Origin of the sequence: Sphingobium sp. D43FB (assembly GCF_002312805.1) — a bacterium.
Classification (GTDB): domain Bacteria; phylum Pseudomonadota; class Alphaproteobacteria; order Sphingomonadales; family Sphingomonadaceae; genus Sphingobium.
The window spans coordinates 95,749-121,555 of the sequence record NZ_NMUA01000004.1; the positions used below are offsets into that span (position 1 = coordinate 95,749).

The following is a 25,807-nucleotide window of genomic DNA, read 5'->3' on the forward strand; positions in this document are numbered from 1 at the left end:
ATGGAGCGGAACCTATCGTCGCGGTTCGCGCTGTCCAGCCGTATGCGTATTGCGCTGCTAAAACGCCCCGCTATTCTAGCGCCATCCTGCGGGCGGTTTCACCCCGCTGCTTTTGTCAGAAGGCTCCTTCATGATCCTGTCTTCCCTGCCGCGCCGCCTGCCTTTGCTGATCGGTCTGTCCATGCTGGCGATGACGCCCGTAACGCAAGCGGTGGCGCAGGGCGCTGCCGCCGTCGCTGCGCCCGCGCCACTTTCCAGCCTCGTGTCGGCGGTCGACATTCCCTATGAAGAGTTCACGCTGAAGAACGGGTTGCGCGTCATCGTCCATACCGACCGCAAGGCGCCGGTGGTGGCGGTGTCGGTCTGGTATCATGTCGGGTCGCGCTTCGAGCCTGCGGGCAAGACCGGCTTTGCCCATCTGTTCGAACATCTGATGTTCTATGGGTCGGAAAATGCTGACGGGCCGTTCTTCGGGCGACTGGAGGATATTGGCGCGACCGACTGGAACGGGACGACCTGGTTTGATCGCACCAATTATTTCGAGACGGTGCCGACCGGCGCGCTCGACCGGGCACTGTTCCTGGAATCCGACCGGATGGGCCATTTGCTGGGCGCGGTGACGCAGGCGAAGCTGGATACCCAGCGCGGCGTCGTCCAGAATGAAAAGCGGATGGGCGAGAACCAGCCCTATGGCCTGGTCGAATATGCGCAGCTCGCCGCGCTGCTGCCCGAAGGCCATCCCTATCGCCACTCCACCATCGGGTCGATGGCGGACCTGAATGCCGCGAGCCTGGCCGATGTGCAGATGTGGTTCAAGACGCATTATGGCCCGAACAATGCGGTGCTGGTGCTGGCGGGCGATATCGACATGGCGACCGCGAAGAAGAAGGTGGAACGCTGGTTCGGCAACATCCCCGCCGGGCCGCCGCCGCAGGATGTGGACGCGACCGTCCCGACGCTCGACAAGGATGTCGAGAAGCTGATGAAGGATAATGTCGCGGCGACCCGGCTCTATCGCAACTGGGTGGTGCCGGGCGTCAATGGCGCGGACCTGCCTGCGCTTGATCTCGCCTTGTCCGTATTTGGCGGGCTGGGATCGTCGCGGCTCTATACGACGCTGGTGCGCGACGAGAAGGTGGCGGTGGGCGTCAAGGCCAATGTCCAGCCGTTCGAAAAGCTGAGCATCGCCGAGATCACGGTGGACGTGAAGCCGGGCGAAGATGCGGTGGCCGTGGGCAAGCGGCTCGACCAACTGCTGGCCGATTATCTGGCCAAGGGGCCAAGCGCCGACGAGGTGCAGCGCGCCGCGACCCAGCGGGTGGCGGGGACGATTTCGGGCCTGGAGCAAGTCGGCGGCTTTTCCGGCAAGGCGGTGACGCTGGCCGAGGGGGCGGTCTATTCGGATGACCCGGCGACCTACAAGAAGGATCTGGCCGCCTATGCCGCTGCGACCCCGGCACAGGTGACGGAAGCCGCGCGCAAATGGCTGGGACGGCCCGTGTTCCGCCTGACGGTGGCACCGGGCGAGCGGACGGCGGCGGATAATGCGCTGGCGGGCAATGCGACGATGCAACCCGCTTATTTCCGCGATCCCGATGCGCCTGCGCCCACGGCCGCAACGCCGCCCAAGCCGACCAAGATTGCCGAGCCGCCAATCGAGCCGGTCGCTGACCTCGACTTTCCGCCGGTCGAACATGCCAAGCTCAGCAACGGCATCCCGGTCGTCTTCGCGCGCCGCGCCACGGTGCCGACGGTGCGGGTGTCGGTGGCGTTCGATGCGGGCAATGCCGCCGATGACCGGACGAAGCTGGGCACGGCGGCGCTGACCACGGCGTTGCTGGACGAAGGGACCAAGACCCGCAGTTCGCTCACCATCGCGCAGGAGCAGGAGCGGCTGGGCGCGGCGGTGAGCGCGGGCAACAGCATGGACCGCACGACGGTCGGCCTGTTCGCGCTCAAGCCCAATCTGGATGCGTCGCTTGGCCTGCTGGCCGATGTGGTGCGCAATCCGGCCTTTGCCCCGGCGGAGGTCGAGCGGCTGCGCGGGCAGATGCTGACCCGGATCGCGGCGGAGAAGACCGAGCCGATGGCGATCGCCCAGCGTATGCTGCCGCCCTTGCTCTATGGCACGGCGCATCCCTATGGCATTCCGTTCACCGGGTCGGGCACCGAGAGCGGGGTCAAGGCGGTGACGCGGGCCGATCTGGTCGCCTTTCATGACGGCTGGCTGCGGCCCGACAATGCCAAGATTTTCGTGACCGGCGACACGACTCTGACCGAATTGCTGCCCTTGCTGGAAAAACGCTTTGGCGACTGGAAGGCCCCGGCGGCGGCGAAGGGGACCAAGCTGTTCCGCATGGACCGGATGGCACGCCCGGCGCGGATCATCCTGATCGACAAGCCGCAAAGCCCGCAGTCGATGATCCTGGCGGGTGTGCTGACCGCCAAGAAGGGCACCGACAATCCGGTCACGCTCCAGTCCGCCAATGAGGTGCTGGGCGGCAGCACGACGTCGCGGCTGACCATGGATCTGCGCGAGACCAAGGGTTGGGCCTATGGCGCGGGGACGGCACTGCCCGGCGTCAAGGACACGATCCCGCTGCTGGTCTATGCGCCGGTGCAGAGCGACAAGACGGGCGAGTCGATCATCGCGGCGCGGCAGGACATCAAGGATTTCCTGACGACCAAGGGCACGACCAAGGCCGAGCGCGACCAGACGATCAATGGCCAGATCCTGTCCTTGCCGGGCAGTTTCGAAACCTCGTCGGACCTGCTGGGGGCGATGATGCGCAACGACCTGATCGGGCGGGCGGATGATTTTTATGAGACGCTGCCCAAAATCTACCGGGCGATGACGGCGGCCGATTTCGACAAGGCGGCGCGCGAGGCGATCAATGCCGACGGGCTGATCTGGGTCGTGGTGGGCGATGCGAAACTGGTGCGGCCACAGCTTGACGCGGTCGGCTTGCCGGTCGAAAACGGCACCCTGGCTGACTGAGAAAAAACCTAAAGGAGTGAATAAGATGGCAACTGTCGATGGCGCTTATGATTGCGTGGCCAAGACGCCGATGGGCGACCAGAATGGCGTCTTCACCGTGATCAGCAATGGCGACCGGTTCAACGGCACCTTTGCCGGGATGATGGGGTCGCTGGACGTGGTCGATGGCAAGGTCGCGGGCGACGTGCTGACCTGGAAGATGGAAATGACCATGCCGATGCCGATGACGCTGGAATGCGAAGCGACGGTCAGTGGCGATGCGATTACCGGCACGATGCAGCTGGGCGCGTTCGGGGCTTCGGCCTTTACGGGGACGCGGCGGGCCTGAGGGGTTTGGGGGTTCGGGTGCTGCCCGAACCCCCAAAGCGGACAGCGAAGGAGACATAGGTTGCGACTTGTGCCAATTTAATTAGTTAGCTATCTAACTATTATGGCGGACGCGGAACAGGAATTGGCTTTATTGCATTTGCTGGCTCCGGTCGCGCGCGGCTGGCGGCAGATGGGGGATGCGGCGCTGGCGCAGTTCGGCGTGTCGAGCAGCGCGGGATGGTGCCTGGTGCATCTCGACCAGCTTGGGGAGCCGCCGCGACAGGCGGAACTGGCGCTGTTGCTGGATATCAGCCCACCGTCGCTGGTGCGGACGCTGGACCAGTTGCAGGTCGCCGGGTGGATCGAGCGGATTGCCGATCCCGATGATAAACGGTCCAATCGGTTGGCGCTGACGGAGGCGGGCAAGGCGCTGGCTGAGAAGATCGCGGCGCGGCTGGCGGAAGTGCGTGCGGGATTGCTCAGCGGACTGCCCGATGGTGCGGTGGAGGTTGGGGTCGAGTTGCTGGGATTGCTGAGTTTGCGGATGGCGGAGCAGCGGGCTGGGGTGGAGTGACCTCACCGTCTCGCCGGGGTTTTGGGTTGGGAGATGGGTTCCCGCCTTCGCGGGAATGACGGGATTTTACTTCGTCATGCTGAACTTGTTTCAGCATCCATCGTGCCCCGAAAACGGCGGCTCGTGGGGAGAGATGGACCCTGAAACAAGTTCAGGGTGACGACTTTGGATAGGTTGGGTGCCATATGCAATTACCCTACCCTTGGAGGGTAGGGGCCTAGAGCATGATGACTCTAAGTCGCATCACTCCGTTCGCCCTGAGTAGGGGCTGAGCTTGTCGAAGACCCGTATCGAAGGGTCGGCTGCGCTTTATATCCTTCGATACGCCATTTCGACTTCGCTCAATGGCTACTCAGGACGAACGGTTCTGAGTAAAGTCATCACGCTCTAGCGTTCCTCCCACAAAAAGGCCCGCCGGTCGGGGGACGGGCGGGCCTTTCTATCAGCGCGTAAGGGCGATCAATATTGGATCGTTACCGTTACTGCGCGGCGGTTTTGCGCCCAGGAGGCTTCGTCCGAGCCGAGGGCGGCGGGGCGTTCCTTGCCGTAGCTGACGGTGGTGATGCGGCCCGAATCGATGCCCAGTGAGGCGAGATAGTTTTTCGCGGCGTTGGCGCGGCGTTCGCCGAGCGCGATATTATAGTCGCGGGTGCCGCGTTCGTCGGCATGACCCTCGATCGTGACGCGGACAGCGGGGTTCTGCTGGAGCCAGGCGGCCTGGCTCTGGAGCGTTGCCTGATCCTGCGCGTCGATGTCATATTCATTGAGCGCGAAGAAGATGCGGTCGGAGGAGACCGAGGCGACGAAATCTTCCTGGCTGCCCTTGACCGGGCCGGTTGGCGTCATCGGGCCGCTGGGCATGCTGGTGTCGGTGCCGCCGGGGGCGGGGGGGAGTTCGGCCGGCGGCTTTTTCGAGCAGGCGGCGAGTGCGATGATGGCGGTGGCCATCAGAAGGGTGCGGGACAATGTCATTGCGTGTCTCCTTGTTTCAGCGCTGCCTGCGCTCGGATCGGGACGCAGGCAGGCTCCGTGAAGTTCGTTACGCTGTCAAGACGAATGGGTTCCGTAGCGACAGGCGGGAAGGGCGATAATCAGGGCAGCAACGGTCCCCAGGCGGGATCGGAGCCGCTCAAGGGCGTGGGGATGCGGCGTTCGTTGACGCCGGTCAGGTCGACTTGCCACACCTGGCTCGCGCCCTGGCGGCCCGGCGTAGTGCGGAAGAATTGCAGCACGCGGCCATTGGGCGACCAGGTGGGCTGTTCATCCTGCCAGCCATTGGTCAGGATACGCTCATTGTCGCCGGTGGGCGTCATCACCGCGATCTTGAAGTCGCCCGACATTTTGGTGAAGGCGATGAGATCGCCGCGCGGGCTCCATTCGGGCGTCGCATAGCGGCCGCCGCCATGGCTGATGCGGCGCTGGTTCGAGCCGTCGGCGTTCATGATATAGAGTTGCTGCCCGCCCGACCGATCGCTTTCGAAGACGATCTGGCTGCCGTCCGGCGAATAGCTGCCGCCGACATCGATGCCGGGCGACGTGGTGAGGCGCACCGGCGTTCCGCCATTGGCCCCGATGCGATAAATGTCGGTATTGCCCGCCACTGCCATCGAGAAGAGGATGTTGCGGCCATCGGGCGACCAGCGCGGGGCGAAGGTGGGGTTGTTGCTTTCGGTCACCAGACGCTGCTGCCCGGCACCGATGTCATAGACATAGAGGCGGACCCGGCTGCCCAGATAACTGACATAGAGGATCGATTTATAGTCGGGCGAGAAGCGCGGGGTGAGCGCCATCGACTGGCCATTGGTGATGAAGCGGTGGTTCGCGCCATCGCTGTCCATGATGGCGAGACGCTTGACGCGCGCGCCCTTGGGGCCGCTTTCGGCGATATAGGCGATGCGGCTGTCGAAGAAGGGGCTTTCGCCCGACAGGCGGGCATAGATGGCGTCGGCGCATTTATGCGCGGCACGCCGCCAGTCGCGCGGTGCAACTACGAAGCCCTGGCGGGTGAGTTCCTGCTTGAGCGCGACGTCGTAGAGATAGCAGCCGACGGTGATGTCGGATTCGCCGCCGCTGGTGCGGACGAAGCCCTGAACCAGCGCCTGATAGGCGCCCCATTTGTCGAATTGGGGGAAGGTGACTTCGGCAAAGGGAATGACCGGCAGGCCGCCCGGACCCGACGGGTCGAACAGGCCCGAGCCCTTGAGGTCGGCCGCGATGACTTCGGCGATCTTGCGGCCAAGCTCGGTCGCGGACCCGGCGGGGGTCGCGACCTCCTGCTGCGCGGGCAAGGGCGGGACCGCGACCTTGACATTGCTGTCGATCTCGCCGGTGACATCGACGGATAGCTGGGCCTGGGCAGGCAGGGCGGTGAAGGCGAGCAGCGCGGCGGTCGCCAGCTGCAGGCGGCGGAGCAGGGTGGGTTTCATCGGTTCAGCCTCGCGTCAAAGCGGAGTGGCCGGAGCCATTTCCATTGGTCGTAAAATTCGGGTGGCATGTTGCGGAACGGGGAAGCGAGCTTCACCGCCTGGATCGCGCGTTCGGCATGGAGCTTGGCCTGTGGCCGGTTGCTGGCGGTGACGCCGAGCTGGTCGATCACCTGCGGCGTGCCGATGACCGCGCCGCTCTTGTCGAGCCGTACTTCGAGCAGAGTGACGAGCTTGTCGGCGTCCGCCCCGGAAGGCGGACGCCAGTGCGGCTTCAACTGGCGGCGCAATTCGGCGTCGAGCGCCGATTTCTGCGCCGGACCCATGGCGGCGGCAGGCGCGGGGGCGGGCGGGCGACGCGGCGCGTCGGCATTGGTGTCGATCCCCTTGAGGAAATCCTTGCCGAGCAGCGAGCCTTTGGGCTTGTCCGCCTTGCCCTGGCCGGAGGCGCGCGCGGGGGCGTCGGCCTTGGGCTTGGCGGTCGATTTGGTCGATGCCTTGGCAGCGGGCTTCGCGTCTGCCTTCGCCTTTGTGTCCGTCTTGGCTTTGGCCGGGCTGGGCTTGGCGGGGGCGGGCTTGGCCTTGGGCGTCGGCTTTTCGGGCGCGGGCTTGGGTTTCGCCTTGGCCACTTCCTTCTTGGCGGGCGCAGGCTTTTTCGGGGCAGGCTGGGGCTTGGCAGGCGCGGGTTTCGCGACCTCCTTGGGTGTCGGCTGCGGCGTCGGTTCGGGCGCGGGTTCCGGTTCCGGCGCGGGCGCGGCATCCTCAGTTGGTCCCTGCTCCGGCGCGATGCTGGGCGGGGGCGGGGCGGTCGAGATTTGCGGCGCGGTCGATTGCAGCGCGACTTCGTCCACCATCGAGACTTCCATCGGCGGGGTCTTGAGCTTCAACGGGTTGGGGGTCGCCAGGAATCCGGCCGACAACAGCCCGAACAACAGGACATGCCCCGCCGTCGCGACGCCCAAACCAATCTTTTCCGCGCGCTCCATCCGGCTTGCCCTACGGCCTCTCGCCTGAACCGTCGCTGGCTGCATCGTCGGGCGACGAGACCAGCGACACTTTGTTCAGGCCGGCGCGGTTGAGTTCGGCCATGACGCGCATGACCCGGCCATAATCCAGCCCTTTGTCGGCGCGCAGGAAGATTTGCGGCGCTTCGGGCTTGCCCGCATTGGCGGCGACGATTTCGGCGAGGCGGTCGGGCAGGTCGATATCCGCCACGGCATCCTCATCGACATAGGTCGCGCCGTCGCGGTCGATGGAGACGACAGTGGGCTTGGCGTCCTGATCCAGCCCCTTGGCGCGGGTTTCGGGCAGGTTGACTGGCACGCCGGTCACCAGCAGCGGGGCGGTGACCATGAAGATGATCAGCAGCACCAGCATGACGTCGACCAGCGGCGTGACGTTGATGTCGGCCATGGGCGCGCGGCCGCGACCCCGGCGGGCGGAGGGAGGGCCGGACATGGCCATTAGCGGGGGGCTCGCTTGGTCGTCATGCCAGCGCAGGCTGGCATCTTGAGCGTTGGCGCGCGGAAGAAAAGGGAGATCCCAGCGTTCGCTGGGATGACGGAAGCACTCATCGCTGGGCCTCCAGTTCGCGGCTCAGGGTCGCGTAGAAGCTGTCGGCGAAGCGGGTGAGGGCGGATTCGAGGCGGTTTATGCCGTGGCTGAAGCGGTTATAGGCGATGACCGCCGGGATGGCCGCAAAAAGCCCGATGGCGGTGGCGAACAAGGCCTCGGCAATGCCCGGCGCGACGACGGCGAGCGAGCTATTCTGTTCGGCCGCAATCGCGGTGAAGGCGCGCATGATGCCCCAGACGGTGCCGAACAGACCGACGAAGGGCGCGACCGAGCCGACCGTCGCCAATATGTTGAGCCGGTCGGACAGCCGGTCGATTTCGGCGGCGATGGTGCTGGACATGGCGGTGGCGAGCCGGTCGCGCGTGCCGTCGCGATCGACCACCTTCTGCGCGGTCGAGCGCCGCCATTCGGTGACGCCCGCCGCCATCACCTTGGCCGCGGGATGCTCCACCTTGCCACGGGTTTCGTAGAAACGGTCGATATCCTCCGCCTTCCAGAAATCGGCCTCGAACTTGCGGCTTTCCTTGCTGGCGCGGCGCAGGCTGACCGAAAAGCCGATGATGATCGCCCAGGTCCAGATGCTGGCCAGCAACAGGCCCAGCATCACCCCCTTCACGACGATGTCGGCCTGAAGGAACAGGGCCAGCGGGGAAATGGTGGCGGCGTCGGCCACCGCGGCGACGTCTGGCAGGTTGAGGGTCATGGGTGGAGGTCTTCCCCTTGGCAAAGGCGGCTGAAAATGTCGGTCCAGGCTTTGGGTTGCCGTTGCGGGCGGCCCTGTAGCGTCAGCCATGCAACGCAAATGCTGGCGTCGGTCAACTGTTCGTCGCCGCGCATGACTGACTGATGAATGGTGCAGGTCGCTGCGCTCACCTGAGCCACGCGGCTGACCACCATCAGGTCGTCATCCAGCCGGGCGGGGCGGCGATAGCGGATCTGCAGGTCGGTGACGGCATAGACGCCGGTGCCGCCTTCATGCGCGGCGCGCTGGTCGATCTGTGCCAGGCGCAGCATGTCGGACCGGGCGCGCTCCATATAACGCAGATAATTGGCGTGATAGACGAGGCCCGACAGGTCGGTATCCTCGAAATAGATGCGCAGCGGGAAATGATGCACGGCCGCGATGAAGCGTCCGGTCGCGGGAGAGGGCATCATTTCGGCAACAATCATGGCGGGCTTTTAACCATGGCGCGCGGTCGAGGCAAAGGCCGAAACGTCCTTCCCCCGCGCAACAGGCGCATTTTGTCGCCTGCGCTTTTTGCGGAGTGGGCCGCTCTGGCCCCCGGCGGGGCGGGGCGCTAGGATGAGGAGGACGAGTTGAGCCACGGAGAGAGAGCAACATGACGGATATTCGCACGGTAGGCGTGATCGGCGCGGGACAGATGGGCGCTGGCATCGCGCAGGTGGCGGCGCAGGCGGGCTATGACGTGATCCTGTCGGACATCGACCTGCCCCGCGCGGAAAAGGGGCTGGCGGGGATCGCCAAGCTGCTGGCGCGGGCGGTCGAGAAGGAGAAGATCAGCAAGGCCGATGCCGATGCGGCATTGGCGCGCATCCGGCCGGTGGGCGAGATCGCGCCGCTGGCCGACGCGCAGCTGGTGATCGAGGCGGCGACCGAGCGCGAGGAAGTGAAGCGCGCGATCTTCGCCAATGTCGGGCCGTTGCTGGCCGAGGATGCGATATTGGCGACCAATACATCGTCCATTCCGATTACCCGGCTGGCGCAGGCCGCACCCGATGCGGGGCGCTTTGTCGGTGTGCATTTCTTCAATCCGGTGCCGGTGATGGTGTTGGTCGAGGTCATTCGCGGCCTCGCCACCACGCCGGAGACGGTGACGGCGGTCGAAGGCTTTGCCGGGCGGATCGGCAAGACGGTGGTGCAGGCGTTCGACGCGCCGGGCTTCGTCGTCAACCGCATCCTGCTGCCGATGCTGAACGAAGCGGTGTTTGTGCTGGGCGAGGGCGTGGGTAGCGTGGTCGATATCGACATGGGCTGCAAGCTGGGGCTCAATCACCCGATGGGGCCGCTGACGCTGCTCGATTTCGTCGGGCTGGATACGGCGCTGGAAATTCTCAACGTGTTCCTCAGCACCACGGGCGACCCCAAATATCGCCCCGCCCCGCTGCTGGTGAAATATGTCGAGGCGGGCTGGTATGGCCGCAAGACGGGGCGGGGCTTCTACGATTATTCGGGCGCGGAGCCTGTGCCGACGCGGTGAGGGGGGGGTTTCACCGTCATCCCAGCGGAAGCTGAGATCCATGGGCGCAACCTTAGGGGCGTCGAGGCGACGTAGCGGCTAATGGATCCTGACTTTCGTCAGGATGACGGGTGAGGGGTGGGCGAGGATATGCGCCCTGTTGCACGCCCCCTCCACCACCGCTGCGCGGCGGTCCCCCTCCCCGTGCCGGGGAGGATTTAGCCTGCGCTCAGGCTATGCTTCTTCATGCAGTGGCGCAGTTGGTCGTAGGTGAGGCCGAGGCCCTTGGCGGTGGCGCGTTGGTTGAAGCGGTAGCGGTCGAGGGCGGCGGTGATGATCGCGGATTCATAGGCGTCGACGGCGGCGCGCAGGTCGCAAATATCGTCGACCGACGCGGCGGCGGCTTGGGCGGTCGGCACGGGCGGGTCGCAGGGGTCGGCGGCGCGGGGCATGAGCGGCTTGGGCTTCCAGGGCGAGGCGAAGGGGTCGAAGGTGATGCGGCTGATCGGGCGGGTCGGCGCATCCCAGCGATAGACGGCGCGCTCGATCACGTTGCGCAATTCGCGGACATTGCCGGGCCAGGCATAGGCTTCGAGTTCCGCCAGCGTCGCCGCGTCGAAGCCCGGCCATTGCGGCCAGGCGAGTTCGGCGGCCATGCGCCGCCCGAAATGATCGACCAGCACCGGCACATCGCCCTCGCGCGCGCGCAGCGGCGGCAGGGTGATGACTTCGAAGCTCAACCGGTCGAGGAGATCGGGGCGGAAGCGCCCGGCATCGGCGGCGGCGGGCAGATCGTCATTGGTCGCTGCGACGATGCGGACATCGACGCGCAGCGGTTTTGATGCGCCGATGCGGGTGACTTCGCCATATTCGACGACGCGCAACAGCCGTTCCTGCGCCGCCATCGACAGGGTGCCGAGTTCATCGAGGAACAGCGTGCCGCCATCGGCTTCCTCGAACCGGCCGGGCCGCGCGCGGTTGGCGCCGGTGAAGGCACCCTGTTCATGGCCAAACAATTCAGCTTCGATCAGGGTTTCGGGCAGCGCGGCGCAGTTCATGACGATCAAGGGTTCGCCCCAGCGCGGGGAGAGGTGATGCAGCCGCTCGGCGATCAGCTCCTTGCCGGTCCCGCGCTCGCCGATCACCAGCACCGGGCGGTTGAGTTCGGCCGCGCGCCCCGCCAGTTCGACGGCGTCGAGAAAGGCCAATGACTGGCCGACGAAATGGGTCGTTTTCTCCATACACCAACTTATGGTGAAATTTCCCACCTTGTCGCAAGCGAAATTCCACGCTCGACCGAAATGAACGAGCAAAAATGGCGGAAATCCGTGTCTTTCGGCAATTTGGCACGGCCCCTGCAATGCTATGGGCAATCCGCAAATAATCGCGGAAATCGATGAAGGCCAAGGTTCAGGGAGTGTATAAAATGGAAGACAACAGCAACAGCGTTCGCGAAATCGGCCAACTGATGTCGGTCGCCGTCGCCGCCCTGCTGGTAGGATCGACCCTGATCCTGGCAGCTGTCGGCCCGGCCCGCGCCAGCGAAATCCCGATCCTCGCCAGCGAAACCCACAATCCGGCAACCCCGCGCTATCTGGCGTAAGCCGACGGGGTTGTCCGAAAATAGCCAAGACCAGGAGTGACGTTAAAATGGGTATTTTTTCCCGCACCCGCGACATCATCGCCGCCAATGTGACCGACCTGCTCGACAAGGCGGAAGATCCGGCGAAGATGATCCGCATGATCATCCTCGAAATGGAGGAAACCCTGGTCGAAGTGCGCGCGTCCGCCGCCCGCACCATCGCCGACCAGAAGGAAATGCGCCGCCACATCGCCAAGCTGACCGCGTTGCAGGACAGCTGGACCGAAAAGGCGCAGCTTGCGCTTTCCAAGGATCGCGAAGACCTGGCCAAGGCGGCGCTCGTCGAACGGCAGAAGGCGACCGACATGGCCGAGCATCTGACCCATGAGATCGAGACGCTGGACGAAGCGCTGCGCGCCGCCGAAGAGGATATCGCCAAGCTGCAGGCGAAGCTCCGCGAAGCCCGCGTGCGCCAGAACAGCCTGGTCACCCGGATGCAGAGCGCGGAAAACCGCCTGCGCGTGCGCGAAGCCTATGCCGGCGAGAAGGTCAATGAGGCGTTTGCGCGTTTCGACCTGCTGGAACGCCGGGTCGACATGGCCGAAGGCCGCGCCGACGCGATGGACCTGGGCAGCGCGCCCAAGACGCTGGAAGAAGAGATTGCCGAGTTGCGCTCCGCCGACAAGGTGGATGCCGACCTCGCCGCGCTCAAGGCCAGCATGAACAAGGGGGACTGATCCGATGGAAGAGATTTTTCTGCCCATCATCGTCTGCGGCATGTTGTTCATCGGCATGCCGTGGCTGATCTTCCACTATGTCACCAAGTGGAAGCAGGCCCCCAAGATCACCGACGAGGATGAGAAGCTGCTGGATGAACTCCACCTTCTCGCCCGTCGGATGGAAGAGCGGCTGCAGACGGTCGAACGGATCGTCGCCGCCGACAACCCCGATTTCCGCCCGCATCGTCCGCAGGAGCCGGGCGAATTCACCTTCGACCGGAGAAACTGACATGACCGCCCGCCGCACCAAATTCTACCTCAACAAGGCCGACGGCAAATGGATGGGCGTCTGTTCCGGCATTGCCGACTATAGCGGGATCGACGTCGTGTGGGTCCGCGTCGGCGCGGTGCTGGTGACGCTGATGGGGGCCTTCCCCTGGACGCTGATCGCCTATTTCGCCGCTGCCTATTTCGCCGACAACAAGCCATCGGGCCTCTATGCCGATCGCGATGACGAGAAATTCTGGCAGGGCGTGCGGACCAATCCGACCCGCTCCACCCGCGACGTCCGGTCCAAGTTCCGCGATATCGATCGCCGCCTCGCGGACATCGAAATCTATTATACCAGCCGCAACACGCGCCTGGCCGATGAAATCGATCGTCTGCGCTAAGCAGCCTGGGGCAAAACAGGGAGACTAATCATGAATGTCGGTGGACCTTTCTTTGTTCTGGCGATCATCGCGATGTCGACTTTGGGCTGGATGTTCACCACCTGGGTCCGTGCCCGGCACGGCTATCCGGTGGAAAATGAATGGACCGGCACCGTTGATCGAACGGACGCCGCCGCTGGTCGAAAAATCGACCTTCTGTCGCGCGAAAACGAAAAGCTGGTGGGCAAGATCAGCCGCCTGGAGGAACGCATCGCCGTGCTGGAGCGGATCGCCACCGATCCCGCCACCCGCACAGCGCGCGAAATCGAGGCGCTGCGCTGAGGCGCAGCCGGCAAGGGAGTAGAGACGATGTTTCCATTTGAAGATTTTGCGCAAGTCGGAATGATCCTGGGCGCGCTTGCTATTGGCGGCTGGATATTCACCACCTGGTTGCGGGTGAAAAATGGCTACCCGCTGGAAAATAGCTGGGGCAAGCCGATCTATCCGCAAAAAAACGAGGAAATGGTCGAGCGCATCAAATTGCTGAGCCAGGAAAATGCCCAGCTGCGCGCCGAGATCGGGTCGATGAAGGACCGGCTAGCCGTGGTCGAGCGGATCGTCACCGACGAAAGCCACCAGCTGACCCGCGAGATCGAGCAGCTGCGCGGCGTCGCCAACTGATCCCGGCATAAGAACAGGGAGTTAAGGGAATGGGACCGTTTGAAATGGTCGTCGCCATCGTCGCGATCACCGCCATCGCCAGCGTCATCCGCGCGCGTTACGGCGTGGTCCGGCACGACAAGGGCGAAACGCTGGTCGCACGCGGGCCGGACCCCGACACCGAAAGGCTGCGCGCCGAGGTCAAGGGGCTGAAAGAGCGGGTCGCGGTGCTGGAACGGCTGGCGACCGATGGCTCCACTGCGCTGGAGCGGGAATTCGAAAAGCTGCGGGACCGCGACTAAGCGCGGTTCGCGTCGACAGGGAGGCACATATGCAGGACCCTTATCTTTATCTGGCCATGGCGCTCACCACCCTGGCGGGCGTGGCGATCATCGCGGTGGCGGCCTTGCGCGGCTGGGACGGTTGGCTGGCCTTGAAGCGCGCCGAACTGACCCGTGCGACCGATGACGCCGCGCCGCCATCGGCGGTCGCGCGGATCGAAGTCGCCGACCTCAAGGAACGCATCCGCAAGCTGGAGGCGATCGCGGCGGGGGTTGATTTGTGAGGCGCACTGGGCGGGCTTAGAGTGTGATGACTTTACTCAGAACCGTTCGTCCTGAGTAGCCCCTTCGACTGCCTGCCAAGGCAGGCGCTCAGGACAGGCATTGAGCGAAGTCGAAATGGCGTATCGAAGGATATAAAGCGCAGCCGACCCTTCGATACGGGTCTTCGACAAGCTCAGCCCCTACTCAGGGCGAACGGAGTGATGCGACTTAAAGTCATCATGCTCTAGGTCGAAAAACGTCAAGTAGAATATGGGCTTAGCGTTCCCTGGCGAAGGCCGGGGTCAGTCCCACGCCCTGAACTGGGCCCCGGCCTCCGCCGGGGAACAATGGCAGGACGAACGGGTCGAGGGTGCCTTACCGTTCGCGCGTGGCGCTGAAGGTGACTTTGGGGTGGCGTTCCTGCTGGTAGCCGATATCCCAGGCGCTTCGGGCCATGAAGACGAGATTATCGTCGCGATCCTTGGCCATGTTGGCATTGTTGTAGGAGACCATCTCCTTGATCGCCGCGTCGTCGCCGCCGATCCAGCGGGCGGTGTCGAAGGGTGAGGCTTCCAGCACGGCGGCGACCTTATATTCGGCATCAAGCCGCGAGATCAGCACTTCGAGCTGGAGCTGGCCGACGACGCCGACGATCCATTGGCTGCCGATTTCGGGATAGAAGACCTGGATCACGCCCTCTTCGGACAGGTCGTCCAGCGCCTTGCGCAACTGCTTGGTCTTGGTCGGGTCTTTCAATTGTACACGGCGCAGGATTTCGGGCGCGAAATTGGGCAGGCCGGTGAAGCGCAGGCCGGGCTTCTCCGACAGCGTATCACCGACGCGCAGCGCGCCATGATTGGGGATGCCGATGATATCGCCGGGGAAGGCCTCGTCCGCCAGTTCGCGATCCTGCGCGAAGAACAGGATCGGCGAATGGACCGCGAGCGGCTTGCCGGAGCCTGACGGCGTCAGTTTCATGCCGCGTTTGAACTTGCCTGAGACGAGGCGCATGAAGGCGATGCGGTCGCGATGCTGCGGGTCCATATTGGCCTGCACCTTGAAGATGAAGCCGGTGACTTCGCTGGCGTCGGGTTCGACCGCGGCGGGGTCGGCCGGTTGCGCGCGCGGCGGCGGCGCATGAGCGGCGAGCGCGTCGATCAATTCGGTGACGCCGAACAATTTGAGCGCCGAGCCGAAATAGACCGGGGTCAGGTCGCCCTGCCGATAGCGGTCGAGGTCGAAGCTGGCATAGCCGCCCTGCGACAGTTCCGCTTCCTCGCGCAGCCGTTCGAGCGCGCGGGGGGAGAGGAATTCGCCGAGTTTGGGATCATCGAGGCCGGTAAACTGATGGCGGGTGCCGTCAAATTCCTTGGACGGGCCGGTCGGCTGCATCAGGCGGTTGGTGGCGAAGTCGTAAATGCCTTCGAACTCGCCGCCCATGCCGACCGGCCAGCTCATCGGGCAGACGTCGAGCTGCAACTGGTCGGCAACCTCGTCGAGCAGGCCGAAGGTTTCGCGGCCTTCGCGATCGACCTTGTTGACGAAGGTGATGATGGGCAGGTTGCGCAGGCGGCAAACCTCGAACAATTTGCGGGTCTGCGGCTCGATGCCCTTGGCCGCGTCGATCACCATGACGGCGCTGTCGACGGCGGTCAGGGTGCGATAGGTATCTTCGGAGAAATCCTCATGCCCCGGCGTGTCGAGCAGGTTGAAGGTGATGGTTTCGCCATCGCGCGTCCGCTCGAACGTCATGACCGAGGAGGTGACGGAAATGCCGCGCTGCTGCTCGATCTTCATCCAGTCCGACCGGGCGCGGCGGTTCGCCCCGCGCGCCTTGACCTCACCCGCCAGATGGATCGCGCCGCCTTCCAGCAGCAGCTTTTCCGTCAGCGTGGTCTTGCCGGCGTCAGGGTGGGAAATGATCGCGAAGGTGCGGCGGGATGGGGTGGTCATGATGATTTTCTGGGTCGGGAGTAACTAAACCCGTTCACCCTGAGCGAAGTCGAAGGGCCATGCCGAGCGGAGGCGAGGCACTTCACTGCGTTCAGTGGAAGGCTTCGACTTAGCTCAGCCCGAACGGAAACTGAGTTGCGCCGTTACACGTCCACAAGGCTGACGTCCATGCGGAAGCTGCGGGCGTTGCCGGGGGGGAGCGCCATGATGCCCTGCTTGGCCCAGACGTCGCCCTCGAACCCGACCAGGTCCGCCATCCCGGCCCAGGGTTCGACGCAGAGATAATGCGCGCCGGGCTTTTGCCACAGGCCGAGCCAGGGCGTGTCGGGAAAGTCGATCCGCAGCCGGGGTTGGCCGGGGACGCCCCAGAGGAGCGATCGGCTGGCCAGGTCGTCCCAGATCAGCGCGTCGCCCGCGAACATATCATGGGTGGGGGCGAGGCTGTCGCCCGTAACCGGGGAGGGCGCATGTTCGTGGGCGATGAGGCCGGGTTCGTCGCCGACCGTGCGGATCGGCGCGGGTTCGGGCGCTTCAAAGATGATGCGATGATCCTCCGCGCGGCCGCCATAGGGCAGCGGCCAGGCGAAGGCGGGGTGATAGCCAAAGGCGAAGGGCATGACTGTGTCGCCCCGATTGGCGACGGTGGCGGTCATATGCAGCGTGGCGTCGGTCAGCGCGAACGCCATGTCGAGGCGGAAGTCGAAGGGGTAGATGGCGCGACTGGCGTCGTCCGCCTCCAGCCGGAATAGCGCGCTGTCGTCGCCCTGCTCCACGACCGCGAAGGCGCTGCGGCGGGCAAAGCCATGTTGCGGCATGGGATAGTACTGCCCGTCCAGCCGATAGACATCGCCGCGCGACCGGCCGACGAACGGGAAGAGTAGCGGCGCGTGGCCGGTCCACCAGCGCGGATCGGCATCGGTCATCAGGTCGCGGCCTTGCGTGTCCCGAAGCGACCAGAGTTCGGCCCCCAGCGGATTGATGGTGGCGGACAAAGCGGGCGAGGCGATGGCGATAAGGGCGTCGGACAAGGGCGGCTCCTGGGCTGTCCCGCCCCCCATAGCGTCGCGGCATGGGCCTGTCTGCCCCGGCAATCGTTTCGTCTGGGAACTGAAACCCCTGGTCGCTGGTTTGGCGATCGGGAGAAATATCATGAAATCATTTATCGCTGCTGCCACCCTGTCCCTGCTGTTGTCGGGGACCGCGCTGGCGCAGGACAAGGACAAGCCAAGGGACGATACGCTGGACCGGGCGGGCGAGATCGCCAGCCAGCCGGTGCGCGACATCGGGCTTGAGAAGGACGAAATTCCGCCGGTGCTGCTCAAGGCGGTCGAGAATCCCTATGCGTCGCCGCCGTCGCGCACCTGCACCGGGTTGAACCGGGGGCTGGGCGAGTTGAACGCGGTGCTGGGCGATGATTTCGTCGCGGGCAAGGATGCGAACGAAAATCGCACCGGCAAGATCGCGTCGGCGGTCGGCAAGACCGTGGTCAATTCGCTGATCCCGTTTCGCGGGCTGGTGCGGGAGATCAGCGGCGCGGCTCCGGCCGAGCGGCGCTTGCAGGCGGCGGTGACGGCGGGAATCGCGCGGCGCGGCTATCTGCGCGGGCTGGCTTCGGCCAAGGGCTGCAAGATCGCCCCGATCGTGCCGCCGGTGGTGGCGAAGCCCAAGAAGGACGATGATAAGAAATAAGCCGTTTCGAGCCTGTTCCCCGACGAAGGTCGGGGTCCAGTTCAGAGCGTGGAACTGGACCCCGGCCTCCGCCGGGGAACAGGCTGGCTATTTACCTCCGCAGGATGCCGCCCAGCTTCTGGGCGGCTTTCACGATAGCGGCGCTGATCGCGTCGAGATCGTCCTGGGTGAAGCTTTTGTCGCCGGGTTGGAGCGTGACTTCGATGGCGAGGCTCTTATGGCCGTCCTCGACGCCCGGTCCGGTGAAGACATCGAACAAGCGGGCGTCGACGATCGCCTTCTTGTCCGCGCCTTTTACCGCGCGGACCAGCGCGTCGGCTTCCTGTTGCTCCGGCACGACGAAGGCGAAGTCGCGCTTCACTGCCTGGAGCGCAGGCGGCGCGTAGGGCGCGCGCATGAAGCCCGATTTGCGCTTGCCCGGAATGGCATCCAGGAAGATTTCGCCCGCGACGATCGTGCCGCTCAGGCCGAACTGCTTGGCGAGGGCTGGGTGCAGCACGCCATATTCGGCGAGGATCACCTTGGGGCCAAGGCGCAGCGTGCCTGACTGGCCGGGATGATAAGCGCCAGACGCATCGCCGAAATTCTGCAGATTGGCGACCGGTGCGCCCGCCGCTGCGAGCAGGGCGACGACTTCGCCCTTGGCGTCGAAGGCGGAGAAAGCCTGCGCCTTGCCGGTTTGCCAGCCGCGCGGGGATTGATCGCCCGCCAGCACGAAGCCGACGGTCGCGCGCTCGTCCTGTTTGAAATAGCGTCGGCCAAGCTCGAACAAGCGCACCGAAGAGGCGCCGCGATCCATGTTGCGGCGGGTTGCGGACAGTAGACCCGGCAGCAGCGAGGGGCGCATGACCTTGAGGTCTTCGGAGATCGGGTTGGCCAGCACCCAGTCGCCGCCGCCGACCGATGCGGCTTCCTTTTCGGAGAGGAAGGACCAGTTGATCGCTTCGGACAGGCCGCGCGCAGCCGCCGTGCGGCGCACGCGCCGTTCGACCAATTGTTCGGGCGTGGCGGTGGGGCGGGCGACGCCCGGCACACGCGGCAGCGGGGTCGAGGGCACATGGTCCAGGCCGACGATGCGCACCACTTCCTCGACTAGATCGGGCCAGCCATCGACGTCGCGGCGCCAGCTGGGCACGGTGACGGCCCAATGGCCGGGCAGGCTGACGGGCATGCCATCCTGATAATCGAAGCTCGCCGCCTCGCCGGTGACGGTGAAGCCCAGATTGGTCAGGATGCGCTTCTGTTCGTCGGCGGGGACATCGACACCGGCCAGCGCCAGGCACTGGTCGGGATCATAGTCGATGATCTTGGGGGTGAGTGGCGGGCTGCCCGCGCGCGTCGGTTCGCTGGCGGTGCCGCCGCACAGATGGATGACCAGGCTGGTGGCGATCGACAGGCCATCGTCGAGGAAGGCGGGATCGACCCCGCGTTCGAAGCGGCCGCGCGCGTCGGAGGTGAGGCTCAGCTTCTGCCCCGTCATCGCAATCCGTTCGGGCGTGAAATAGGCGCATTCGATCAGCACGTCGGTCGTGCCATCCTGCGCGCCCGAATGTTCGCCGCCCATGATGCCGCCAATATCGTGGACCGCTTCCTCGTCGGCGATGACGGTCATCGTGTCATCGACGGTGTAGGTCTTGCCATTGAGCGCCAGCACCTGTTCGCCCGGCTTGCCCTTGCGCGCGACCAGGCCGCCCGTGAGGCTCGCCATGTCATAGACGTGCAGCGGGCGGCCGAGGTCGATCATGATATAGTTGGTGATGTCGACCAGGGTGCTGATCGGCTTTTGGCCAATGGCCTTCAACCGGCGCGCCATCCATTCGGGCGAAGCGCCATTGGTCACGCCGCGCACGGTGCGGGCATAGAAGGCGGGGCAGCCTTCGGCATCGTCGGTGCGCACGTCCGGGCCGGGGCCGACGCCGGTGATCGGCGGCACGATCAGCGCGTTGAGCGTGCCAAGGCCAGCGGCGGCGAGATCGCGCGCGATGCCGCGCACGCCCATGCAATCCTGGCGATTGGGGGTGATCGACACGTCGATGACCGGGTCGTTGAGGCCCGCCCAGTCGGCATAGGCCTGTCCCACCGGCGCGTCGCCGGGCAGTTCGATGATGCCGTCATGATCGTCGCCCAGTTCCAGCTCACGCGAGGAACACATCATGCCGTTGGAATCGACGCCGCGAATCGCCGTCTTTTTCAGCACCAAGCCGTTGGAGGGCACGACCGCGCCCTCCGTCCCGAACACGCCGAGCAAGCCTGCGCGGGCGTTGGGGGCACCGCAGACAACCTGCAACGGGGTGCCGTCGCCATGGTCTACGGTCAGCACTTGCAGCTTGTCCGCCTGCGGATGGGGATCGGCGGTCAGCACGCGCGCGATTTTGAACGCGGCGAGCTTTTCGGCGGGGTTGTCGACGCCGTCCACCTCCAGGCCGATGGCGTTGAGCTTCTTGAGGATCGTCGCCAGGTCGGCATCGGTGGCGAGATGCGTCTTGAGCCAGCTGAGCGTGAACTTCATGCGCCTACTCCTCCGCTGAGCGTGGGCACGTCGAGCGCGGAGAAGCCATAATGTTTGAGCCAGCGCAGGTCGCCGTCGAAGAAGGCACGCAAGTCGTTCATCCCATATTTGAGCATGGCGAGCCGATCGACCCCGGTGCCAAAGGCGAAGCCCTGCCATTCGTCGGGGTTCAGGCCACAGCTTTCGATCACGCGGCGATTGACCATGCCGCTGCCCAGCACTTCGAGCCAGCCGCCATCGGGCGCATCGCCGTCGCCGCCGATGACGCGCTGGCCATTGGCGAGCGTATAGCCGACGTCGACCTCGACCGAGGGTTCGGTGAAGGGGAAGTAGCTGGGGCGCAGGCGCAGGACGATATCCTCGCGCTCGAAAAAGGCCTTGAGGAAGGTTTCCAGCGTCCATTTCAGGTGACCGAGCGTGATGCCCTTGTCGATGACGAGGCCCTCGATCTGGTGGAACATCGGCGTGTGGGTCGCGTCGCTATCGCTGCGATAGACGCGGCCGGGCGCGATGATGCGGATCGGCGGGGGGGTCGTCATCATCGTGCGGATCTGCACCGGGGAGGTATGGGTGCGCAGCAGCATCCGCTTCTGCCCCTCCGCGTCGGGGAAGTAGAAGGTGTCGTGCATCGCCCGCGCGGGGTGCGTCTCGGGAATGTTGAGCGCGGTGAAATTATGCCAGTCATCCTCAATCTCCGGCCCGGTGGCGACGGAGAAGCCCAGATCGGCGAAGATTTCGGCCAGTTCGTCCATGACTTGGGCGACCGGGTGGACGCTACCCTGCGGGGCCGGATCGGCGGGCAGGGTCATGTCGATCTTTTCCGACGCCAGGCGCGCATCGAGCGCGGCGCTTTCGAGCGCAGCCTTGCGCGCGGCGATGGCGGCGGTGACGGATTCGCGCAGATCCTGAATCGGCGGGCCTTGCTCCAGCCGCTCTTGCGGCGACATCGGGCCGAGCGTCTTGAGCAGGCCGGTAATGACCCCATTCTTGCCCAACGCCCCCACCCGCAACGCCTCCACCGCGTCCGGCGTGTCGGCGGCGTCGATGTCGGCGATCAGCCCGGCTTTCAATGCGCTAATGTCTGTCATCATTGTCTTGTCACCACCATCTCGTCATTCCCGCGAAGGCGGGAACCCATCTCCCGACCTGTCGGTCAGTCGCAGCGCAGAGTAGGCAAAGGTTCATAGCCAAAGCCCAGCGCCAGATCGTCCCAGTCGGGATTACCGGCTTCGATAAGCGCGATCTTCCACGGCCTGTTCCATTTCTTGATCCGCTTCCCCCGCAGGATGGCGCTGTCCATACTGTCATGCGGTTCGAACCAGACCAGGCGCTTGACGCCGTAGTCTTTGGTGAAGCCTTCGATCAAGCCGTTTCGGTGTTCATAGAGTCGCTTTACGAGGTCGGATGTGACCCCGATGTAGAGCGTCCCGTTCCTGCGACTGGCCAGAAGATAGACGGTTGGGCTGATCTCGCGCTTCATACAGGCCCCCGGAGATGGGTCCCCGCCTTCGCGGGGATGACGGAAATAGAGAGCGGGAATGACAAAGTGAGAGGCGGGGATGACGGACTATGCTCTTTAACCTACGCCCGCGCCCCCAGCAACGCGCCGCCGAAGCCGATGAACATGACGCCGGTCGCGCGGTTGAAGAGGCGTTGGCGGTTGGTGGGCGCGAGCCAGCGGGCGAGGCGCAGGCCGCCCAGCGCATAGACGCTGTACCAGAAGCTTTCGATCACCACGAAGGTCAGCACCAGGATGGCGAGCTGGACGCCGAAGGGGCGGTCGGTGTCGATGAACTGGGGGAAGAGCGCGGCGGCGAAGATGATGAGCTTGGGATTGGAGAGGCCCGTGAGCAGGCCCGTGGCAAAGAGGGCGTGGTGCGAACGGGCGGGTGCGGCGACGGCGGCTGCGCCAACCGGTGCGCGCCAGGCCTTTATCCCCAGCCAGACGAGATAGGCGACGCCTGCATAGCGCAGCACATCGAACAGCCGCGGCGAGGTTTTGAGCAGCGCGCCAAGGCCGAGCGCCGAAGCCGCGAGGCACAGCAGCACCGCGCTCATCAGGCCCGCCATCGTCGCCATCGCCTTGCGCGGGCCGTGCTGGATGCTCTGCGTCATCACATGCAGCATGTTCGGCCCCGGCGTGGCGGAGATGAGGAAGACGGCGGTGACATAGAGCCACCAGAGATGCAGCGACATGGGGTGGTCCTCACGCTGGCGGGTCATCACATCCGTTCGCCCTGAGCCTGTCGAAGGGCCGCTTTTTCTTCAAGAAAGTGCGGGGCTTCGACAAGCTCAGCCCGAACGGGGATTGGGGTGGTGGGAAAACAAAAAGGGCGCCGGAAGCATCTGCCCCGGCGCCCTTTTGACGATCTTGCGACCGATCGGCCTTAGGCTGCGGGCAGGGCAGCCTTGGCCTGGGCGATGATGGCGCTGAACGCCTCGCCTTCGTGCATCGCGATGTCGGCCAGAACCTTGCGGTCCAACTGCACACCGGCGAGCTTCAAGCCATGCATGAACTGCGAATAGGTCAGGCCTTCAGCGCGGACACCCGCGTTGATGCGCTGAATCCACAGGCCACGGAAGCTGCGCTTCTTGACCTTGCGATCGCGGTAAGCGTACTGGCCGGCCTTTTCGACGGCCTGACGGGCGATACGGATGGTATTTTTGCGACGGCCATAATAGCCCTTCGCCTGTACCAGAAGCCGCTTATGCTTGGCGCGGGTGGTTACACCCCGTTTTACGCGTGCCATATGTCCCTAATCCTTACTTGAGGCCGTAGGGCGCCCAGAGGCGGACGTGAGCCACGTCGGCATCGGACAGCACGGAAGTACCACGGTTCTGGCGAATATATTTGGCGTTGTGGCTGATCAGACGGTGACGCTTGCCAGCGACGCCGTGCTTGACCTTGCCGGAAGCGGTGAACTTGAAGCGCTTCTTCACACCGCTCTTGGTCTTGAGCTTGGGCATTTTCGTCTCCTTTGCGTAGCGCGACGATTACAGACAGCCCCGGCAGCCCTAGTTAGCCGGGCGGTCCCACTGAATATCGCGAAGGGCGCGCCATAAGGGGCGGCCGGGGAAAAGGCAAGCGATTCGCGTTTTGGGGGGCGCGGGAGCCATTTGACGCGCTGGCGCGTTGAGCGCGCGATGGTCGATGCTGAGCCCGAAATGACAGAGCAGCCGACGGCCGGGCGCGGCGCGGCCGTGCGTCATCATGCGACGCGTGTGCGCGAGCGGTGGCGCAAATTGCCGCTGCCGGTGAAAATCCTGCTTGGCATCCTGGGCTTCCTCTTTGCCATCTGGCTGATCCTGTTCATCACCAAGGGCCGTTTCCTCAAACGGCCGTTCGAGCAGATCGTCGGCAGCCAGTTGGAGCGCGACGTGCGCGTGGGGGGCGATTTCCAGCTCTATTTCGCGCCCTTCTCCATCAAGCTGCTGGCAGAAAAAGCACGCATCGCCAACCTGCCCTGGGCGAGCCAGCCCGACCTGTTCCGCGCCGACCTGATCGATGCGCGGATCGCGCCGTTCAGCCTGATCTTCGGCGACCGGGCGCGCCTGTCCTGGCTGGAACTGCGTAATGGCGCAGTGGACCTGGAATGGTCGCGCGATCACAAGCAGAATACCTGGACGCTGGGCGACCCGAACTCGGATGGCGAGCCGATGACATGGCCGCTGATCCGGCAGGCGCGGCTGGTAGGGACGACGCTGCGCTATCGCGATCCGCAGATGCAGTTGAACGCCGATATCGGGTTCGAGACGGTAAGGGCAAAGGACACCCGTTTTGCCAGCGACGTGCGGCTGTCGGGCACGGGCAGCATGCGGGGCAAGCCCTTCGACCTCAAGGGCAGTTTGTTGTCCCCCAACGCCACGGTGTCGGGCGGCAAGAACAGCCTGGTGCTGCGCGCGGAAGCGGGTGCGACGGTGGTCGATGTCACCGGCACGCTGCGCGGCGCGACCGAGTTGGAGGGCAGCGACCTGCAACTGGTGACGCGCGGGCCGAACCTCAGCTTGCTCTTCGATTTCCTGGGCGCGGCGATCCCCGATACGCGCCGCTATCGCTTTACGTCGGCCTTGACCAAGGTGGGCGACGAGTGGCGCTTCACCCGGTTGAAGGGGCGGTTTGGCGATAGCGACCTGACCGGGCGCTTCACCGCTTCGCTGCCCAATGACCGGCTGCTGCTGACGGCGGACCTCGCGACCCAGACGCTCGACATCATCGATGTCGCGCCCTTCTTTGGCTATGATCCGGCCAAGATCGAGCAGCAGGGCGCGGCTGGCGCGATCGAGACGGTGCAGGGCACCCCGCGCGTCCTCCCAGATACGCCGTTGCGGGTCGAGGCGATCCGCAATTTCGATGCGAAGGTGCAATATAAGGTCAAGCGGGTGCGGGCGGACTATGTCCCGATCTCGGATATCGACCTGTCCCTGAAGCTGGATCGCAGCGTGCTGACGCTGTCGCCGCTGACGTTCGCCATGTCGGGTGGGCAGGTCGCGTCGGATATCGAGATCAACGCGCGCGGCGCGCCGGTGCGGACAACTTACGATATTCGCTTGGCCCCGACGCCGATGGGCACGCTGCTGGCGCGCTGGGGGGTGGAGCAATCGGGCACCACCGGTACGATCAAGGGCCGGATACAGATGACGGGCCTTGGCGATACGCTGCATGATTCGCTCGCGACATCGAACGGGCGGATCGCGGTGATATTGCCAGCCGGAACGATGTGGGCGCGCAATGTGCAATTGTCGGAACTCGACATCGGCACCTTTGCGACCAAGATGTTCGCGGGCAAGCTCAAGGAACCGGTGCAGATTAATTGCGGCCTGATCGCCTTTACCGTGCGCAATGGCGTGGCGGCGGCGGACCCGATCCTCATCGATACGAAGAAGAATGTGATGATCGGGCGCGGCGGCTTTTCGTTCCGCAACGAGCGGCTGGACATCGCCTTCCGCGCCGACAGCAAGAAGATCAGCCTCTTTTCCGGCCAGTCGCCGATCGGCATCAACGGCTATTTCGCTCGGCCCGGCATGGCGGTCGTCAGCCCGGAACTGATGGCGCGCGGCGGGGCGGCCTTGGGACTGGCCGTGGTCGGCACGCCGCTGGCGGCGGTGCTGGCCTTTGCCGATGTGGGCGATGCCAAGGGCGCGGCCTGCGGCCCGATCCTGTCCGGGGCCAATGCGGTGGCGCAGCGCACCAAGCGCGGCAATGCGCGCGACGATGTCGGCCAGGGCACGACCGCGAAGGACGAAAAGGGCGAGGGCAGCAAGAGCGAGCAGAAGAGCCAGAAGAAGAAGTTTCTGGGGATTTTCTAAGCGGGCTGGGAGGGGCGTTGTGCCCAGTCCCTATCATACCGTTCGTCCTGAGTAGCCATTGAGCGAAGTCGAAATGGCGTATCGAAGGATCAGACGCTGGGCATGATGCTTCGATA

The 25,807-nt window shown here is 64.8% G+C and carries 29 protein-coding genes; 14 read left to right on the forward strand and 15 right to left on the reverse strand.

Going from position 1 to position 25,807, the window contains the following annotated elements:
• Nucleotides 1–130: 130 nt before the first annotated feature.
• The 3 genes from SxD43FB_RS05270 (at nt 131) to SxD43FB_RS05280 (ending at nt 3,881) form a co-directional block, all read left to right on the forward strand.
• Nucleotides 131–2,998, forward strand: a complete 2,868-nt coding sequence (locus SxD43FB_RS05270; RefSeq protein ID WP_096061287.1) for a pitrilysin family protein — start codon at nt 131–133, stop codon at nt 2,996–2,998.
• 25 nt (nt 2,999–3,023) lie between these two features.
• Nucleotides 3,024–3,326: a hypothetical protein gene (locus tag SxD43FB_RS05275; RefSeq protein WP_037474835.1), complete on the forward strand. Its 303-nt coding sequence runs from the start codon at nt 3,024–3,026 to the stop codon at nt 3,324–3,326.
• A 102-nt stretch (nt 3,327–3,428) separates the two neighbouring features.
• Entirely contained in the window at nt 3,429–3,881 is a 453-nt protein-coding gene (locus SxD43FB_RS05280) for a MarR family transcriptional regulator (protein ID WP_096061288.1), read from the forward strand.
• A gap of 459 nt (nt 3,882–4,340) precedes the next feature.
• On the opposite strand, the gene pal is transcribed toward SxD43FB_RS05280, so the two are convergent.
• From pal to SxD43FB_RS05310, 6 genes are all read right to left on the reverse strand, one after another.
• Nucleotides 4,341–4,853, reverse strand: coding sequence for a peptidoglycan-associated lipoprotein Pal (pal, locus tag SxD43FB_RS05285; protein ID WP_096061289.1), 513 nt, complete (start codon nt 4,851–4,853; stop codon nt 4,341–4,343).
• A 119-nt stretch (nt 4,854–4,972) separates the two neighbouring features.
• Nucleotides 4,973–6,307: a Tol-Pal system beta propeller repeat protein TolB gene (gene tolB / locus SxD43FB_RS05290; RefSeq protein WP_096061290.1), complete on the reverse strand. Its 1,335-nt coding sequence runs from the start codon at nt 6,305–6,307 to the stop codon at nt 4,973–4,975.
• Nucleotides 6,304–7,290, reverse strand: coding sequence for a cell envelope biogenesis protein TolA (locus SxD43FB_RS05295; protein WP_096061291.1), 987 nt, complete (start codon nt 7,288–7,290; stop codon nt 6,304–6,306). Before SxD43FB_RS05295 ends, tolB begins: the two co-directional genes overlap by 4 nt.
• A gap of 10 nt (nt 7,291–7,300) precedes the next feature.
• Nucleotides 7,301–7,768 (reverse strand): protein TolR, encoded by a 468-nt coding sequence (gene tolR / locus SxD43FB_RS05300; protein WP_069065693.1) that lies wholly within the window; start codon nt 7,766–7,768, stop codon nt 7,301–7,303.
• Nucleotides 7,769–7,874: 106 nt separating this feature from the next.
• A complete protein-coding gene (tolQ, locus tag SxD43FB_RS05305) occupies nt 7,875–8,582 on the reverse strand; it encodes a protein TolQ (protein ID WP_043152101.1) in 708 nt (235 codons plus the stop codon).
• A complete protein-coding gene (locus tag SxD43FB_RS05310; RefSeq protein WP_096061292.1) occupies nt 8,579–9,049 on the reverse strand; it encodes a YbgC/FadM family acyl-CoA thioesterase in 471 nt (156 codons plus the stop codon). Before SxD43FB_RS05310 ends, tolQ begins: the two co-directional genes overlap by 4 nt.
• A gap of 170 nt (nt 9,050–9,219) precedes the next feature.
• Here SxD43FB_RS05310 and SxD43FB_RS05315 point away from each other — a divergent pair, with 170 nt between their 5' ends.
• Nucleotides 9,220–10,098 carry a 3-hydroxyacyl-CoA dehydrogenase NAD-binding domain-containing protein gene (locus tag SxD43FB_RS05315; RefSeq protein WP_096061293.1) on the forward strand — a complete coding sequence of 293 codons (879 nt, stop codon included), beginning with the start codon at nt 9,220–9,222 and terminating at the stop codon, nt 10,096–10,098.
• Between the two features lie 197 nt (nt 10,099–10,295).
• Here SxD43FB_RS05315 and pspF read toward each other — a convergent pair whose 3' ends face one another.
• The gene (gene pspF, locus SxD43FB_RS05320; protein ID WP_037474268.1) at nt 10,296–11,318 is read right to left on the reverse strand and encodes a phage shock protein operon transcriptional activator; all 1,023 of its coding nucleotides are present in this window, start codon (nt 11,316–11,318) and stop codon (nt 10,296–10,298) included.
• Between the two features lie 185 nt (nt 11,319–11,503).
• Between pspF and SxD43FB_RS25130 the strand changes: the two genes are divergently transcribed.
• From SxD43FB_RS25130 to SxD43FB_RS05360, 8 genes are read left to right on the forward strand one after another with little or no spacing between them, the layout of a single operon-like run.
• Complete coding sequence (locus SxD43FB_RS25130; RefSeq protein ID WP_176482678.1) at nt 11,504–11,680, forward strand: hypothetical protein; 177 nt, start codon at nt 11,504–11,506, stop codon at nt 11,678–11,680.
• A 47-nt stretch (nt 11,681–11,727) separates the two neighbouring features.
• Nucleotides 11,728–12,396 (forward strand): phage shock protein PspA, encoded by a 669-nt coding sequence (gene pspA / locus SxD43FB_RS05330; RefSeq protein WP_096061295.1) that lies wholly within the window; start codon nt 11,728–11,730, stop codon nt 12,394–12,396.
• A gap of 4 nt (nt 12,397–12,400) precedes the next feature.
• Nucleotides 12,401–12,667 carry an envelope stress response membrane protein PspB gene (gene pspB, locus SxD43FB_RS05335; RefSeq protein WP_037474273.1) on the forward strand — a complete coding sequence of 89 codons (267 nt, stop codon included), beginning with the start codon at nt 12,401–12,403 and terminating at the stop codon, nt 12,665–12,667.
• Nucleotide 12,668: 1 nt separating this feature from the next.
• Nucleotides 12,669–13,049 (forward strand): envelope stress response membrane protein PspC, encoded by a 381-nt coding sequence (gene pspC / locus SxD43FB_RS05340; protein ID WP_037474275.1) that lies wholly within the window; start codon nt 12,669–12,671, stop codon nt 13,047–13,049.
• 30 nt (nt 13,050–13,079) lie between these two features.
• The gene (locus SxD43FB_RS05345; RefSeq protein WP_037474277.1) at nt 13,080–13,370 is read left to right on the forward strand and encodes a hypothetical protein; all 291 of its coding nucleotides are present in this window, start codon (nt 13,080–13,082) and stop codon (nt 13,368–13,370) included.
• Between the two features lie 27 nt (nt 13,371–13,397).
• Nucleotides 13,398–13,709 carry a hypothetical protein gene (locus tag SxD43FB_RS05350; protein ID WP_037474280.1) on the forward strand — a complete coding sequence of 104 codons (312 nt, stop codon included), beginning with the start codon at nt 13,398–13,400 and terminating at the stop codon, nt 13,707–13,709.
• Between the two features lie 29 nt (nt 13,710–13,738).
• Nucleotides 13,739–13,990 (forward strand): hypothetical protein, encoded by a 252-nt coding sequence (locus SxD43FB_RS05355; protein WP_037474283.1) that lies wholly within the window; start codon nt 13,739–13,741, stop codon nt 13,988–13,990.
• Nucleotides 13,991–14,019: 29 nt separating this feature from the next.
• On the forward strand, nt 14,020–14,253 hold the full coding sequence (locus SxD43FB_RS05360; RefSeq protein WP_096061296.1) for a hypothetical protein: 234 nt from the start codon (nt 14,020–14,022) through the stop codon (nt 14,251–14,253).
• A 355-nt stretch (nt 14,254–14,608) separates the two neighbouring features.
• On the opposite strand, the gene SxD43FB_RS05365 is transcribed toward SxD43FB_RS05360, so the two are convergent.
• Together SxD43FB_RS05365 and SxD43FB_RS05370 are read right to left on the reverse strand one after the other, a co-directional pair.
• Complete coding sequence (locus tag SxD43FB_RS05365) at nt 14,609–16,186, reverse strand: peptide chain release factor 3 (protein ID WP_096061297.1); 1,578 nt, start codon at nt 16,184–16,186, stop codon at nt 14,609–14,611.
• A 143-nt stretch (nt 16,187–16,329) separates the two neighbouring features.
• On the reverse strand, nt 16,330–17,214 hold the full coding sequence (locus SxD43FB_RS05370) for an aldose 1-epimerase family protein (protein WP_096061376.1): 885 nt from the start codon (nt 17,212–17,214) through the stop codon (nt 16,330–16,332).
• A 121-nt stretch (nt 17,215–17,335) separates the two neighbouring features.
• Between SxD43FB_RS05370 and SxD43FB_RS05375 the strand changes: the two genes are divergently transcribed.
• Entirely contained in the window at nt 17,336–17,875 is a 540-nt protein-coding gene (locus tag SxD43FB_RS05375) for a hypothetical protein (protein ID WP_096061298.1), read from the forward strand.
• Nucleotides 17,876–17,966: 91 nt separating this feature from the next.
• Here SxD43FB_RS05375 and pheT read toward each other — a convergent pair whose 3' ends face one another.
• The 6 genes from pheT to rpmI all read right to left on the reverse strand — a co-directional run bounded on the left by pheT (nt 17,967) and on the right by rpmI (nt 23,351).
• Nucleotides 17,967–20,384 carry a phenylalanine--tRNA ligase subunit beta gene (gene pheT / locus SxD43FB_RS05380; RefSeq protein ID WP_096061299.1) on the reverse strand — a complete coding sequence of 806 codons (2,418 nt, stop codon included), beginning with the start codon at nt 20,382–20,384 and terminating at the stop codon, nt 17,967–17,969.
• Complete coding sequence (pheS, locus tag SxD43FB_RS05385; protein ID WP_096061377.1) at nt 20,381–21,472, reverse strand: phenylalanine--tRNA ligase subunit alpha; 1,092 nt, start codon at nt 21,470–21,472, stop codon at nt 20,381–20,383. Before pheS ends, pheT begins: the two co-directional genes overlap by 4 nt.
• Nucleotides 21,473–21,537: 65 nt before the next feature.
• Nucleotides 21,538–21,864: a GIY-YIG nuclease family protein gene (locus tag SxD43FB_RS05390; RefSeq protein ID WP_096061300.1), complete on the reverse strand. Its 327-nt coding sequence runs from the start codon at nt 21,862–21,864 to the stop codon at nt 21,538–21,540.
• A 101-nt stretch (nt 21,865–21,965) separates the two neighbouring features.
• Nucleotides 21,966–22,580: a LysE family translocator gene (locus tag SxD43FB_RS05395; RefSeq protein ID WP_096061301.1), complete on the reverse strand. Its 615-nt coding sequence runs from the start codon at nt 22,578–22,580 to the stop codon at nt 21,966–21,968.
• 191 nt (nt 22,581–22,771) lie between these two features.
• On the reverse strand, nt 22,772–23,134 hold the full coding sequence (rplT, locus tag SxD43FB_RS05400) for a 50S ribosomal protein L20 (RefSeq protein ID WP_037474806.1): 363 nt from the start codon (nt 23,132–23,134) through the stop codon (nt 22,772–22,774).
• Between the two features lie 13 nt (nt 23,135–23,147).
• The gene (gene rpmI, locus SxD43FB_RS05405; RefSeq protein WP_004208916.1) at nt 23,148–23,351 is read right to left on the reverse strand and encodes a 50S ribosomal protein L35; all 204 of its coding nucleotides are present in this window, start codon (nt 23,349–23,351) and stop codon (nt 23,148–23,150) included.
• A 177-nt stretch (nt 23,352–23,528) separates the two neighbouring features.
• On the opposite strand from rpmI, the gene SxD43FB_RS05410 reads away from it, so the two are divergent.
• Entirely contained in the window at nt 23,529–25,691 is a 2,163-nt protein-coding gene (locus SxD43FB_RS05410) for an AsmA family protein (RefSeq protein WP_096061302.1), read from the forward strand.
• Nucleotides 25,692–25,807: the final 116 nt, after the last annotated feature.